Here is a 13,649-nt window from a genome sequence, read left to right as displayed (position 1 = left end):
ATTTGATTAACTGGTACCATTCAGCTAAAGAAAAAAAGAGGAGCTATGATTTATGGATAAAATATTTGCTAGTCCATCTCGTTACGTACAAGGTGAGAATGCTTTAAAAAGAAGTCCAGCTTATTTAAAAGAATTGGGTCAGAAAGTTTTAATTATCACTGATGAGATGGTTTGGAAGATTGTCGGAGCAAAGCTGGCGGAAGATTTAAATAAGCAATATTTTGAGGTGGCAAAGGAAATTTTTCAAGGTGAAAGTTCTATAAAAGAGATTGAACGGATGACTTTGACTGCTAAAGATGCATCGGTTGAAGTAGTCATTGGTTTAGGCGGAGGAAAAGCTATCGATGGTGCTAAAGCAGTAAGTAATCAACTGAATACTAAGCTAGCAATTTTTCCAACGAGTGCTTCGACCGACGCGCCTACATCAGCCATTTCAGTCGTTTATTCTGAAGAAGGACATTTTGAAAAATACCTCCATTATCAGAAAAATCCTGATTTAGTTTTATTAGATACAGCTGTTATTAGTCAAGCTCCTGTTCGTTTGTTAAAATCTGGTATTGCAGATGGGATGGCAACTTGGATAGAAGCAGAAGCCGTCTTACAAAAAAACGGAGAGAATTTATTAGGTGGGCGGCAATCGCTGGCGGCTTTAGCCATTGCAGAAAAATGCCAACAGGTTTTATTTGATAGTGGTTTTGCAGCAGTTGCAGCTAACGAAGCAAAAGTAGTTACAGAAGCTTTAGATGCGGTGATTGAAGCCAATACTTTATTAAGTGGAATTGGTTTTGAGAGCGGTGGTTTAGGTGCGGCACACGCGATTCACAATGGTTTTTCTGCGATTGCTGGCAACATTCATCAACTGACTCATGGGGAAAAAGTTGCCTATGGAACTTTGGTACAATTATTTTTAGAAAACCGACCTACAAATGAAATCGACAAATATATTGTTTTCTATCAGAAACTAGGTTTACCAACTACGTTAGAAGAAATGTATCTAGCCAAAGCGACAGAGGAAGAACTTTTAAAAATTGGAGAACTAGCAACCTCATTAAGTGATACGATTCAGCAAATGCCTTTTGAAATTACAGCAAAAGAAATTGCTGCAGCATTAAAAGCTGTTGATTTATATGTAAAAAAATTTGCCAATCAATAAAAAGAAAGCTGCGTAGAATTTTCTACGCAGCTTTCTTGAATTAAGCTACTTCAGCATTTTCAGCGCGAAGGGCTTTTTGTTTTTCGATATAAGCGTTATAAACTTTATCTAGAAAAGCAATTTCAGTTACTGTAGCATATGGTGTTACGTAAAAACTCATCCAGTTAACTCCCAGTGAGAAGAAAGCTGTAAAACCGGAAATAATATACCAAACTGAGAATGAAGCTAGTAAAATCCAATATTCTAATTTGTAACCGTCCATAATTTCACGACTTAAAGTAATCGCATCAGAGGCATCCAAGGTTGGGTGTTTCTCCAATAAATAATTTGTCATCGCATAAGAGGCCGTTTTGACTAAACCAGGAATGACGAATAATAATGACCATAAGAAAGTGAAGATTGCTACCATGACATTGGCTTTTAGTACTCGATTTTTTGAATGTTTGAACAAATAACTAAAGATTTTCACGCCATCGGCTTTTTGATCTCTTAAGGTATAGATGGCACACCATTGGAAAGTTGCGCGAATCAAAGCTTGCGCTAAGAACAATAGTAACCACATTGCGATAAAGAAAATAAACCAAAAGAAAACAGAGGCGCCACTATAATAAGGAGAATAATAATTGCCGTAGTTACCATAATAATTGCTACCCAATGAATTGTACATGCCACCGTAGATAGCACCTTCTACAATATTGAACAAGCCAGACATCATCCGATTAATTGGCATCATCATTAGAAAAGTAATAACTGTGATAATAATGACTGACCAAAAAATACTCCAGAACCATTCACCAAAACGACCAGAAAGTTTTGTTTGAGCATATTTTTTTAATTCAGCTCGGGTAATATTTAAACCTTCGCTTTGCTCAATTTCCAACGCAACAGGTTCTTCCGGTTCCCCATTAATAAATTCTTCTTGCATTTTTTCTGAAACACTTTGTTTTGGAGTAGGTTGAATCAAAGGCTCATTATTATTTTCTTCAGCCGCTGGTTCACTTTCAACGCCCTCCAAATCAAAACCACAGTTCGGGCAAAATTTTGCAACATCACTTACTTCTGCCCCACAATTTGGACAAAACTTCATGAACAGCACCACCTTTATTTTTTTTATTACCTCAATAGTATAACAAAAAATATTTTAATAATCTGTTTTTACTAAATCAAATTATAAAAAATACCAAAAACGATAATTTTTTTTATTAAATTAGTTCAGTAAAGTATTGTCGTAGAAATAATGAAAACGAAATCACAAAAACCTAAAAATAATTAAGAAAATCGACATTCCAAATAAGGAAGTTGAATAAATATTAAAAAAAACTATTGAAAAACTCATCAAAAAAAATGATTGTTCTTTAAAAGTTGTCAAGACACAAGGCTGATGTTAAATGAAAAGCAAGGATTCACCGTTTACTAGATAGCTCATTTATAAATATTAGAAATTTCTTGTATTTTTAGTCAAAAAAATACTTAAAATCACAAAAAAATAATTTCGATAAACGACAAATTTAGGGTAAAATGAAAAAGAAATAAAATTTATGAGAGTACAAGGAGGAAAAAGAATGAGAAACAAGCCGATCTTTTATGGCTGGTGGATTGTCGCAGGCTGCGTAGTTATTACCGCAACAATTGTTCCATTAATCATGTCATTATCAGGAACTTACGCCTTGGCAGTCACCGAAGAATTGGGCATAAGTCGCAGTCAATTCATGATTGCAACGATGGTGGTCCAGATCACTGGAATTATTTTATCGCCACGGATTTCAAAATTAGTTGCTAGCGGTCAAATGAAACGGATGCAAGTGATTGGTGTTATTGGTTTTGCTTTGAGTTACTGTACTTATTCTTTCGCGCAGAGTGCTTGGCATTTGTATCTATCTTCCATTTTTGTAGGAATATTTTATTGGATGTCGGCGATGATTCCAGTCAGTTACATGATTACTATGTGGTTTCAAGAAAAAAGAGGTTTAGCGCTAAGTATCGCTATGGCTGGTATCGGTTTAGGCGGGACTATTTTATCTCAAGTGGTTAGCTTGCTGTTAAACAATTTTGGCTGGCGCTCGACTTATCAAATCATGGGAATGATTGCTTTAGTTTGTTCATTGCCGATTGTTTTATTTGTCTTCAAAAGTACACCGGCTGAAAAAGGGCTGGAACCTTATGGGGCTAATTTGGCAAAAAATCAACAATCTGAAGGAGCCAGAGAAGAAAATAATGATTCTCAGCTAACCGTCAAAGAGACTTACAGTAAAGCTTTCTTTTGGCTAGTCATGATGGGAATGTTCTTAAATGGGTTGATAAATACCGGAGCATTATCGAATTTTCCAGCAGCGATTCAAGGAATGCACGATCCGGTAACAGCTGCCAATGTTATTTCGATTTATTCTTTCATGGGAATTTTCGGTAAAATTATTCTAGGTTGGGTTAATGATAAATTTGGTGTAGTTGTTAGTAGTTTCTTTGGTTGTGGGGCCTTTTTCTTGGCATTTATCTTAATGATTTTTGGTGATCAAAACATGGTGATTTACATGATGGGCTTTGTTTTTGGTTTAGGTACACCGATTGGCACTGTTTCACCGCCATTAGTTACCACAGCAGTTTTCGGAATCAAAAATTATCCAGAGGCTTATGGTTTGGTTAATAGTACCGTTACGATCGGAATGGCAGTTGGCTCAGTCTTTGTGGCAAGTATTTTGGATTTGACAGGTTCATATCAAATTGCTTGGATTTTAATGGCTGTCTTTAGTGCTTTGACATTGTTTGGTTGGGTATCAGCATACTTAGGGTCACGGAAATATTTTAAAAATACAAATTTTGAAACTGTAGAATAGGAGGCTTTTAAGATGGACTTGAAACAAGAATTATTTGAAAAATTGCGGGCTAAAGAAGACCGCATGATCGAGATACGGCGTTATTTACATCAGCATCCGGAACTTTCTTTTAAAGAAGCTAAAACCGCCAAGTATATTGCTGATTTTTATCAAAATAAAGGTTTAGATGTAACGGTAGAAACTGATATTAATGGTGAACATGGTGTGATTGTTGAAATTGATTCTGGAAAACCCGGAAAAACTTTAGCGATTCGGGCCGATTTTGATGCATTGCCGATTCATGAAGAAACAGAATTGCCTTTTGCTTCAGAAAATCCTGGCGTTATGCATGCTTGTGGTCATGACGGACACACTGCTTATATGTTGGTATTAGCTGAAACTTTAGCTGAAATGAAAGATCAATTAGCTGGGAAAATTCGGGTCTTGCACCAACCAGCTGAAGAAACTCCTCCAGGCGGTGCTTTAGGAATGATTAAAGCTGGTTGTTTGGAGGGCGTTGACAATGTTGTGGGTATTCACGTCATGAGCAATTTTCCTTTTGGCAAAATATTTTATAAAGAAGGAGAAGTTCAAACGGGTCGTTCATTTTTCAAATTAACGATTAAAGGAACTGGTGGACATGGTTCTTCACCCCATGAAGCCAATGATGCAATTGTTGCCGGGAGTTATTTTGTGATGATGGCTCAAACGATTATTTCTCGCCGAATCAATCCATTTGATATGGGCGTGGTAACAATCGGATCTTTTGATGGTAAGGGTTCTTTTAATGTCATCAAAGATCAAGTTGTTTTAGATGGAGATGTACGTGCAATGACTGAACGGGCGCGAAACACAATTGGGGAAGAAATTCATAAATTAGTCAAGGGCTTAGAAGTAGCGTATAGTGTCAAATGTGATTTAGAATACACGACTGATTATCCAGTTTTGTATAACGATCCGGCCTTTACTAGACAAGCCGCTAATATTTTACAAAATACTAAAATTGATCGCGTGACTGACGTGGTTGAGACTGCAGCAATCCCGCCTTCAGAAGATTTTGCTTATTACGCGGAAAAAGTTCCTAGTAGTTTTATCTATGTAGGAGCAGAAGTAGAGGATAAGGCGGTCTATCCTCATCATCATCCAAAATTTGATATCAATGAAAAATCATTATTGATTTGTGCAGAAGCAATGGGCGCCATTGTGGTGGATTATCTAACGGAAGCATAACAAAATGAACCGAGGAAATTCGTTATTAAGAATTTTCTCGGTTTTTTTATCAATAATTTTTTTGATTCAATTTATTTAAGCGAATAATTCCTAAAATTAGTAGTACTAAAGAGAGAATTAATAGGCCTAATAGCAAGGGTTGATTTAATAGGTAGGTCGCTAAAATAGTAAAAGCAGCAGTAACGATTGAGCTATTTAACATAAGTAAAGAAGATGTATCCGTAATCATGGCATTTAATAAGCCATAATTAATTATCCAGCAAAGCTGTTGCGCCACATAAAAAGCAACAATCGCGAAAAAGGCATTCATTTCTCCGATCCCAGCTAAAAAAAGCATTAGTATAACCGTTGGCGCAACACTTCCCATCAAAACGTAATGGGCTCCAGTTCGTTGATTTCCCACTTGTCTTTCATCTTGTTTCATTTTTCTTCCTCCTCTTCAAAAATAAAAATTTCCTCAATTGTTTTACCGAAAATTTGTGCCAAATGATGGGCTAGATGAATCGAAGGATTATAGCGATCAGTTTCCAAAAAATAAATCGTTTGTCGGGAAACACCGACAAGACTTGCTAATTCTTCCCGACTCATTTTACGTTTTTCTCGTTCTGCTTGGACAATATTTTTCATAGGTTACTCCTTCGTTAAGTTTGCTTAACAACTTGCGTTAAGTATACTTAACGAGATAGTTACTGTCAAATTTTTTTATAGTATAATAAAGAAGAGAATGAAAAATAAAAGTTTACTTTAATTTATTGAAGTTTACTTAAAAAGGAGAGAGCCAAATGAAACTAGGAATTATTTTAGAAACGAAAGAAGCGGAAAAAGCTTGGAATGCTTTTAGATTTGCAGTTACAGCTTTGAAAAAGGAGCATACGGTGAAATTATTTTTAATGGGTGAAGCAGTTGAAGTGGAAACCATAGCAGCTGAACCATACAATGTGGCGGATCAATTGGCACAATTTTTAACAAATGATGGTGAAATTTTGGCTTGTGGCACCTGTTTACGTTCGAGAAATTTAGAGGATCAAACGGCTTGTCCAATTTCAACTATGGTGGATTGTGTCGAATTAGTAGAATGGGCAGATAAAACAGTCACCTTTTAGAATAGGAGAAATATATGGATTTTTTGATAGATGCAAAAGATTTAATCGACGAAATTTTGATAGATGCAAGAAGCTTGCCAGCTTTTGAAACCATTAAAGGAAGTATTGCTTTGAACTTTGAAACGTTAGCAGACAAGTCTCCAGCAGAATTATCGTCGATCTTCAGTGAAACTGGTCTAAATCTAACAGATAAAATTGCCGTTTTCAATGACTTAACTACGGGTTTAGGTGATGATGCTCGGTTAGTTGAGATTATGAGGGCTTGCTGCTTTAGACAGGTAAAAATCGTTGATGGTGGTTGGAATGCTTTATTAGCTGCAGGCTTTGAAACTGCTGAAGAAAATTCTTCATTGCCAGTTAGCAAAATAAAAATTGCCAGAGTTGAAAAAAGTCATTTTATCTCTAAAGAAGTCTTACTTGAAAATTATGGTCAATATAAAATTATCGATGTTCGTTCTCAAGTAGAATATGATGGTGCGATTTTATATGGGGAAGCTCAAGGAGGACACTTGCCGCAAGCCTATTTAATTCCTTTTGAAAGTTTATTTCTACCAAATCAAAAGCTCCTTTCCAAAGAAAGCTTGCGAAAAATATTCACTGCTGGAGGTTTAAAGCCGCAAGATGAGATTGTTGTCTATTGTACAATTGGTGTACGAGCGGCCTATATGAGTTTAGTTTTACAAATGTTAGGCTTTGAAAGAGTAAAAAATTATCAGCAGGGCTTTTTAGAGTGGAGTAAGCAAGATCAGGTTGAAAAGTAATAAATAATTTTAGCTAGCTAATTGATTAAGCCAATCAGTTAGCTAGTTTTTTTAATTAATACAAAGATTTTTTAAGCAGTAGAAAAATGATTGTATTAATTATTTCTAATAAACCCCTTACACTGGGTTCAGCAAAGAAATGTAAGGAGTGATTTGATTGGAAAATTGGTTAGCAATTGAGAACAAAATTATTATTGTCACCGGTGGTTCTTCAGGAATTGGTGAAGTAATTGTTGAGGAATTACTAGACGTTGGGGCAAAAGTAGCGAATTTTGATTTAAATGATAATCAGAAGAAACATGATAATTTAATATTTCTTCAAACGGATGTTTCTTCAAAAGAAAATGTTGAACAATCTGTTGCAAAAGTAGTTGAAAGGTTTGGCACGGTGGATGGTTTAGTCAATAATGCAGGCATTAATATCCCTCGGTTATTGGTGGATTCAAAAGAGCCTAACAGCATGTTTGAATTGACAGAGGAAAACTTTGATAAGATGGTGAGCATTAATCAAAAAAGTCTTTTTTTAGTTTCCCAAGCAGTGGGACGGATTTTAGTTGCTAAAAAAGATGGCGTAATAATCAATATGTCTTCAGAAAGTGGATTAGAAGGTTCCGAAGGTCAAAGTATTTATGCAGCCACCAAAGCAGCGGCTAATAGTTTAACCCGTTCGTGGGCCAAAGAGTTAGGCAAATCAAATATTCGTGTTGTAGGAATTGCACCTGGAATAATGGAAGCAACAGGCTTGCGAACGATCGCTTATGAAGAAGCTTTAGCCTATACAAGAGGAATCACAGTAGAGGATTTAAGGGCTGGTTATAGTAAGACAACTACGATTCCATTAGGACGTAGTGGAAAATTAAAAGAAGTAGCAGATTTAGTATGTTTTTACCTTTCGAATCGGGCCAGCTATATTACCGGAGTGACAACGAATATTGCCGGAGGTAAGACGAGAGGGTAAGTTAGGAGTGAAAATATCTTGCCTTTAATTGATCGTTGGTATCAAATATTACAATTTTTTATGGTTCATCCACAACTAACGATAGATGATTTGAAGAAAGCAACGGGTACAAGCAGTCAGACAATCAAAAACTCGATCCAGATGTTGAATGAACAAATTGCTGACGTGGCAGAAATTATCCAAACGGGGAATCAGTTTGAGTTAAATATTATAGATTTTGATGCTTTTGACTCAATTTTGACGGGAAGCTTGAAGGAAGAGACGGATTTCAATTCGCCATCTAAAAGAACAGCTTACATTATAGATCAACTGATTTTTTCTGAAAAGCACTTGTTGATTGATGATCTGTCAGAAAGTCTGGGTGTCAGTCGTGGCACAGTTAACAATGATTTGAAAAGTTTAAAAAAATTATTATTAAATTTTGAACTGAGATTGGAAGGTACGCCCAATCGTGGTGTGAAATTGGTTGGTGATGAATTAAATATTCGGTTGCTTTATTCAAGTCAAGCATATGATTATTTTAGCCATGTTCCTTTGAAAAATGGTGTGGTAGAGCTGGCGAAAAAGCTAACTCTTTATTGGCAAATGGAAAGCAAGCATTTTTATTTTTGGCAAAAGGTGATTGATATTACCATCCAAAGAGTCAAAAATAAGCAGAGTCTGACGGAGCCCATCTCCCATTACATTAATACAGTTGAACGTAATCAATTGGTAGAAGAATTTATTGCTCAAATTGAAATTGATTATGGCATTTTATTAGGTCAATCTGATTTAGCTTTTTTATTTTTTCCCATTAACCTGCATCATTTCGGTAAGAATGTTAGTCAGTTAAATGAATTAGAAGATATTTTTCAAGAAATGATGCACAAAATTCAACAAGTGATGATTGTTGATTTAGACCTTAAGCAAATGTATGAAAATGTCAAACAGCATTTATTATTTTTAATCAATCGCTTGGTTTTTCATATACAGCCAACTGATATTTTTCAAGATGAAATTGAAAAAAATTATCCTTTTGCTTATCAGCTGGCGTCAATCGGTATAGGTGTCTTGGAAAAACAAATCAATCGTACAGCTGGGAAGGCTGAAATCAGTTATTTAGCGATATATTTTGAATTGATTTTAAGAAATGTCTCGCAAAATGATCAAAAAGAGGTAGCAATAGTTTGCACAACGGGACGAGGAACGGCAGCTTTGATTAGGCGTCAAATTGAAAATGTTTTAGGGCCAGAGGTCAAGATTCAGCAATTTTTAGAGAACGAATATGAAAAAGTTGATTTAAATAAATTTTTTGCGGTGTTTACAACTATTCCTTTAAAACAAATTAATCCCAATGTACCGGTGATTCGCATTAGTAATCTTTTTAATGATGATTGGATACGTAGCGAATGGGAACGGGTGAATCATGAACAGTTAAGTAAGTTTGAACATGTTTTGTTTTATTTTAATCAAGTGAGTCAAAAGCAAAACTATCAAGAAATTTTAGTCCAACTGCTTAATCAATTTGAAGCTGAAGCAGTCGTTGATTTGGGCTTTGCTGAAAGGATATTTGAGCGGGAAGCCAAACACACTACGATTTTTAGTCAAGGAGTTGCTTTTCCTCATGCTATTTTAAAAAATAGTCAGAAAATTTTGTATTCAGTCACAATTTTACAAGAGCCGTTAATCACTGACGAAGGTGAAGTATCCGTCATTTTTTTAGTTGGCATACCGGAAGAAACGACTGAAGAAAACGAAAGCGAGTTACTAGTTTTATACGATCTTATTTTTGCCATTGCGGCTCGTCCAAATTACAAAAATGAATTATTGGGTTTGTCAAATGGTCTTGAGTTTAAAGCTTATTTAAAAAGGGAGGGATTAATCTCATGAGTTTTATGATGATTTTTGGGATATTTGCATTATCAGCCTATGGTTTACAAATTGTGTTTTCATTAAAACAAATCAAACATTTTAATCAAATTTATCGTCAATTGAGGCGAAAGGGGAAAGTCGCCATTGGTCGTCGTTCAGGTAAAGTAAAAGCAGGTACGATTATTATGTTTGCAGTAGACAATCAGGGGTTGGTGATTGATTGCTGGAAAATGCAAGGGATTTCAGTGGTTGCTAAATTTAAACAACTACCGGAATTTATCGGCGAAGATATTCATTATTTAGATAAATTTAATCCGATAGTTTATCAACAAAATAAATTGTTGATTCAAGCAATCGAGGACGCAAGAGAAATATATCTGCGGGTAGAAGCGGGCAATTATGTTGAAGAAAAACCCATGTCGCCACTTTCTGGATTAGTTTTACAAGCAAAAATATCAAAAATGAATCTTCAAAATAAATTAAGAGGAAGTGTTAAGTAATGGAATATGTAGTTAAATTTGCAGAAGGATTTATGAATTTGTTCCAAACAGGGGCGGAAACTTTTATTAGTTGGATGACTAGTATCGTTCCAGTAGTATTAATTTTGATGGTATTGATGAATACGATTATCGCCTTTTTAGGGGAAGAAAGAATGACTAAGATTGCCAAAGCATCTTCAAAAAATCCTTTGACACGTTATTTGATCTTACCCTTCTTAGCCGCTTTTATGCTAGGGAATCCGATGTCCTTTACTTTGGGACGCTTCATGCCAGAATTTTATAAGCCTAGCTACTACGCTTCGTTAGCACAATTTTGTCATACTAGTAATGGGATTTTTCCTCATATTAATCCCGGTGAATTATTTGTTTGGTTAGGGATTGCGCAAGGAATTACTACTTTAGGATTAAACACAACAGAGCTTGCGATTCGTTACTTATTAGTTGGTTTAGTGATGAATGCATTAGGCGGCTGGGTAACAGATTTAACCACTGCTTATGTTTGTAAGCAACAAGGAATTGAGTTAAGCAAGTCAGTTGAATTAACTGAAGGCAAAAAAGCTGCAGCATAAAAAATAAGGAGTGAAAATCATGGAATATAAAAGCATAAGAGTAACTAAGGGTTCAGGCGGATATGGTGGCCCATTAACGATTACACCGACAGCAGAAAAACATAAAGTTGTTTATATTACCGGCGGAGGAGAAAAACCGGCGATTGTTGATAAAATTGAAGAATTAACGGGAATGGAATCAGTAAATGGTTTTAAAACATCGATTCCAGATGAAGAAATCGCTTTAGCAATTGTCGATTGTGGAGGCACATTACGTTGCGGAATTTATCCTAAAAAAGGAATTCCGACAATCAATGTCTTGCCCACTGGAAAAAGCGGACCATTGGCACAATATATTAATGAAGATATTTACGTTTCTGCAGTTGGTCCCAATCAAATTCAAGCAACTGATGAAACGGCAGTAGTTGTTAAAGCCGTAGCAGATGAAAAAGAAAGTAATACCAGCACAGGAACTTATGATACGAGTAAGAAAATTACCCAACAAAAAGCTGAACAAGGAAGCTTTATTGCTAAAATCGGAATGGGTGCAGGTAAAGTCGTAGCGACATTTAACCAATCTGCCCGCGAAGGTGTTCAAACCATGATAAACACGGTTATTCCTTTTATGGCCTTCGTATCATTACTAATCGGAATTATTCAAGGATCAGGAGTTGGCGATCTTTTTGCAAAAGTAATGTCACCTTTGGCAGGAAACGGTATTGGCTTAGTTATTATTGGTTTCATATGTTCGCTACCATTTTTATCTCCACTTTTAGGACCTGGTGCGGTTATAGGACAAGTAATTGGCACTTTAATTGGTGTGGAAATTGGTCAAGGAAATATTCCGCCACATTTAGCATTGCCAGCACTATTTGCCATTAATACTCAAAATGCTTGTGATTTTATTCCAGTTGGTTTGGGATTAGAAGAAGCGAGTGCTGAAACAGTTGAAGTAGGTGTACCATCGGTTTTATATTCCCGCTTTTTAAATGGTGTGCCACGAGTAGCAGTTGCATGGTTAGCAAGCTTTGGATTGTATAGTTAGGAGAGAAATGTATGTCAGTATTTGAAACTGAAGTCACAAAGATTGGCCCAGAAGCCGAAATGTTTAGAGCAGAAAAAATGTTGATTTTATTTGGAGATAATGCCCCCGAGGGTTTAGCGGAGTATTGCTATAATATTGTAATGGCTAAAAGCGCTAGTGATATTACGACAGAAATGGTTTTAAATTTTGATGATAAATCTTATAAAATTACCGCAGTTGGTAATGTCGTTGACAAAAATTTAAATGAACTAGGGCACATTACTGTAAAATTTACTGGTGAAATGGAGGCTGAGATGGCAGGAACCTTGTATGTTGAAGCCATCGAAATGCCTCAGCTAGCAATCGGTACAAAAATTTCTATTACAAAATAATTTTAGGAGCTGAAATGATGGAACTATTATTAGATACAGTTAATCTTGAACAGATTGAAAAATTTGTGGCGAGTATGCCAATCGCTGGTGTAACGTCTAACCCTTCGATTATTAAACAAGAAGTAAAAATTGATTTTTTTAATCATATGAAAAAAATTCGCGAAATCATTGGCTTTGAAAGAACGCTACATGTTCAAGTGGTAGCCACCAATTATGAGGGAATATTGGCTGATGCCAAGGCCATTAAAGAAAAGATAGATCCTGAAGTCTATATTAAAATACCTATCAACGATGAAGGCTTACATGCAATAAAAACTTTAAAGGCTGAGGGCTATAACATTACAGGAACTGCTATGTATACTAAAATTCAAGGCTTATTGGCAATTAGTGCTGGTGCAGATTTTATCGCTCCATATTTTAATCGCATGGAAAATCAAAATATTGATTCATTTGATGTCTTAGCGGCTATGAGCCAAGAAATTGAACGAACTCAAGCGAAAACTAAAATTTTAGCAGCTAGCTTTAAAAATATTCGGCAAGTAACTGAAGCTTTTGAAGCTGGGGCGCAAGCAGCAACTGTCGGAACAGACATTGTTAAAACGGCATTTGCCATGCCATCCATCAATCAGGCTGTTGTAGATTTTAATGCCGACTGGGCTAGTATTTATGGTAACGTCACGATTGCAGAAATGTAGAAAACTGTTGAAAAACTTCTCAGGTTTAGGAGTTTTTCAACAGTTTTTTTCAGTCTTGACACAAAGTCATTAATTTTTTTACAGTATTGCTATTTCGAATCGTTACTTGATTGTTTACTTTTGAACTGGCTATTTTTGACCAACGGGCTTTGTTAAAAGTTTTTCGCGGAGCACTCCAATAAATGACGTTTTCACCAAAGTCGATTTGTTCATATTCAGGAATTATTTCACCAACCGCCGCTGAAACTTCATCAGTGGTAATTGGCGGAATTAAAAAAATAGCATAATGAATCGTTTCATCAGCCTGATCCCACCAATCTGGTGCATTTTTGAGGGTATCATTTATTTCAGTGGCGGTAACGATTGTGACAGGAATATTCAATTGAAATTCGTCTTGGATTAGTGTTTCAATTTGTTGAATCAAAGCTTTTTTATCGGTCATTGGACTACTAAAAATAATATTACCACTATTAATGTAAGTTTTGACTGATGAAAAGTTGGCATCTTCAAAAATCTTTTTTAATACAGGCATAGGGATTTTATTTTTGCCACCTACATTAATCCCTCTCAATAAAGCGATATATTTTTCCATTTTCCACCTCGGAATGCAATTATTTTTACCTT

At 35.7% G+C, this 13,649-nt stretch carries 16 protein-coding genes; 12 read left to right on the top strand and 4 right to left on the bottom strand.

Going from position 1 to position 13,649, the window contains the following annotated elements; all coding sequences use genetic code 11:
- Positions 1 to 52 precede the first annotated feature (52 nt).
- A complete protein-coding gene (locus ID741_RS15990; RefSeq protein ID WP_438720728.1) occupies positions 53 to 1,153 on the top strand; it encodes a glycerol dehydrogenase in 1,101 nt (366 codons plus the stop codon).
- Positions 1,154 to 1,193: 40 nt separating this feature from the next.
- Here the strand turns inward: ID741_RS15990 and ID741_RS15985 are convergent, their stop codons facing one another.
- Positions 1,194 to 2,240: a DUF975 family protein gene (locus tag ID741_RS15985; protein ID WP_438720727.1), complete on the bottom strand. Its 1,047-nt coding sequence runs from the start codon at positions 2,238 to 2,240 to the stop codon at positions 1,194 to 1,196.
- A 475-nt stretch (positions 2,241 to 2,715) separates the two neighbouring features.
- On the opposite strand from ID741_RS15985, the gene ID741_RS15980 reads away from it, so the two are divergent.
- Positions 2,716 to 3,984, top strand: a complete 1,269-nt coding sequence (locus tag ID741_RS15980) for an MFS transporter (protein ID WP_438720726.1) — start codon at positions 2,716 to 2,718, stop codon at positions 3,982 to 3,984.
- A gap of 12 nt (positions 3,985 to 3,996) precedes the next feature.
- Complete coding sequence (locus ID741_RS15975) at positions 3,997 to 5,193, top strand: amidohydrolase (protein ID WP_438720725.1); 1,197 nt, start codon at positions 3,997 to 3,999, stop codon at positions 5,191 to 5,193.
- A gap of 49 nt (positions 5,194 to 5,242) precedes the next feature.
- Here ID741_RS15975 and ID741_RS15970 read toward each other — a convergent pair whose 3' ends face one another.
- Positions 5,243 to 5,617 (bottom strand): hypothetical protein, encoded by a 375-nt coding sequence (locus ID741_RS15970; RefSeq protein WP_438720724.1) that lies wholly within the window; start codon positions 5,615 to 5,617, stop codon positions 5,243 to 5,245.
- Positions 5,614 to 5,820: a helix-turn-helix transcriptional regulator gene (locus tag ID741_RS15965; protein WP_218325712.1), complete on the bottom strand. Its 207-nt coding sequence runs from the start codon at positions 5,818 to 5,820 to the stop codon at positions 5,614 to 5,616. The genes ID741_RS15970 and ID741_RS15965 overlap by 4 nt, the downstream gene beginning before the upstream one ends.
- A gap of 155 nt (positions 5,821 to 5,975) precedes the next feature.
- Between ID741_RS15965 and ID741_RS15960 the strand changes: the two genes are divergently transcribed.
- From ID741_RS15960 to ID741_RS15920, 9 genes are all read left to right on the top strand, one after another.
- Positions 5,976 to 6,296, top strand: a complete 321-nt coding sequence (locus ID741_RS15960) for a DsrE/DsrF/TusD sulfur relay family protein (RefSeq protein ID WP_438720723.1) — start codon at positions 5,976 to 5,978, stop codon at positions 6,294 to 6,296.
- A 14-nt stretch (positions 6,297 to 6,310) separates the two neighbouring features.
- Entirely contained in the window at positions 6,311 to 7,057 is a 747-nt protein-coding gene (locus tag ID741_RS15955; RefSeq protein WP_438720722.1) for a sulfurtransferase, read from the top strand.
- A 157-nt stretch (positions 7,058 to 7,214) separates the two neighbouring features.
- Positions 7,215 to 8,015: an SDR family oxidoreductase gene (locus tag ID741_RS15950; protein ID WP_438720721.1), complete on the top strand. Its 801-nt coding sequence runs from the start codon at positions 7,215 to 7,217 to the stop codon at positions 8,013 to 8,015.
- 18 nt (positions 8,016 to 8,033) lie between these two features.
- Positions 8,034 to 9,884: a BglG family transcription antiterminator gene (locus ID741_RS15945; protein ID WP_438720720.1), complete on the top strand. Its 1,851-nt coding sequence runs from the start codon at positions 8,034 to 8,036 to the stop codon at positions 9,882 to 9,884.
- Entirely contained in the window at positions 9,881 to 10,366 is a 486-nt protein-coding gene (locus ID741_RS15940) for a transcriptional regulator GutM (protein ID WP_218325717.1), read from the top strand. Before ID741_RS15945 ends, ID741_RS15940 begins: the two co-directional genes overlap by 4 nt.
- Positions 10,366 to 10,935 carry a PTS glucitol/sorbitol transporter subunit IIC gene (gene srlA / locus ID741_RS15935; protein WP_218325718.1) on the top strand — a complete coding sequence of 190 codons (570 nt, stop codon included), beginning with the start codon at positions 10,366 to 10,368 and terminating at the stop codon, positions 10,933 to 10,935. Before ID741_RS15940 ends, srlA begins: the two co-directional genes overlap by 1 nt.
- 19 nt (positions 10,936 to 10,954) lie before the next feature.
- Positions 10,955 to 11,959, top strand: coding sequence for a PTS glucitol/sorbitol transporter subunit IIB (gene srlE / locus ID741_RS15930; protein ID WP_438720719.1), 1,005 nt, complete (start codon positions 10,955 to 10,957; stop codon positions 11,957 to 11,959).
- Between the two features lie 11 nt (positions 11,960 to 11,970).
- Entirely contained in the window at positions 11,971 to 12,330 is a 360-nt protein-coding gene (locus ID741_RS15925) for a PTS glucitol/sorbitol transporter subunit IIA (protein ID WP_438720718.1), read from the top strand.
- Between the two features lie 17 nt (positions 12,331 to 12,347).
- Positions 12,348 to 13,025, top strand: a complete 678-nt coding sequence (locus ID741_RS15920; protein ID WP_438720717.1) for a fructose-6-phosphate aldolase — start codon at positions 12,348 to 12,350, stop codon at positions 13,023 to 13,025.
- Between the two features lie 49 nt (positions 13,026 to 13,074).
- Here ID741_RS15920 and ID741_RS15915 read toward each other — a convergent pair whose 3' ends face one another.
- A complete protein-coding gene (locus ID741_RS15915) occupies positions 13,075 to 13,617 on the bottom strand; it encodes a DUF1697 domain-containing protein (RefSeq protein ID WP_438720716.1) in 543 nt (180 codons plus the stop codon).
- Between the last annotated feature and the right edge of the window lie 32 nt (positions 13,618 to 13,649).

The organism is Enterococcus sp. AZ103, assembly GCF_051714685.1.
In the GTDB taxonomy this organism is placed as follows: domain Bacteria; phylum Bacillota; class Bacilli; order Lactobacillales; family Enterococcaceae; genus Enterococcus_A; species Enterococcus_A alishanensis.
Note: the sequence above shows the minus strand (reverse complement) of the source record. Positions and strands in the feature narration are given on the sequence as shown.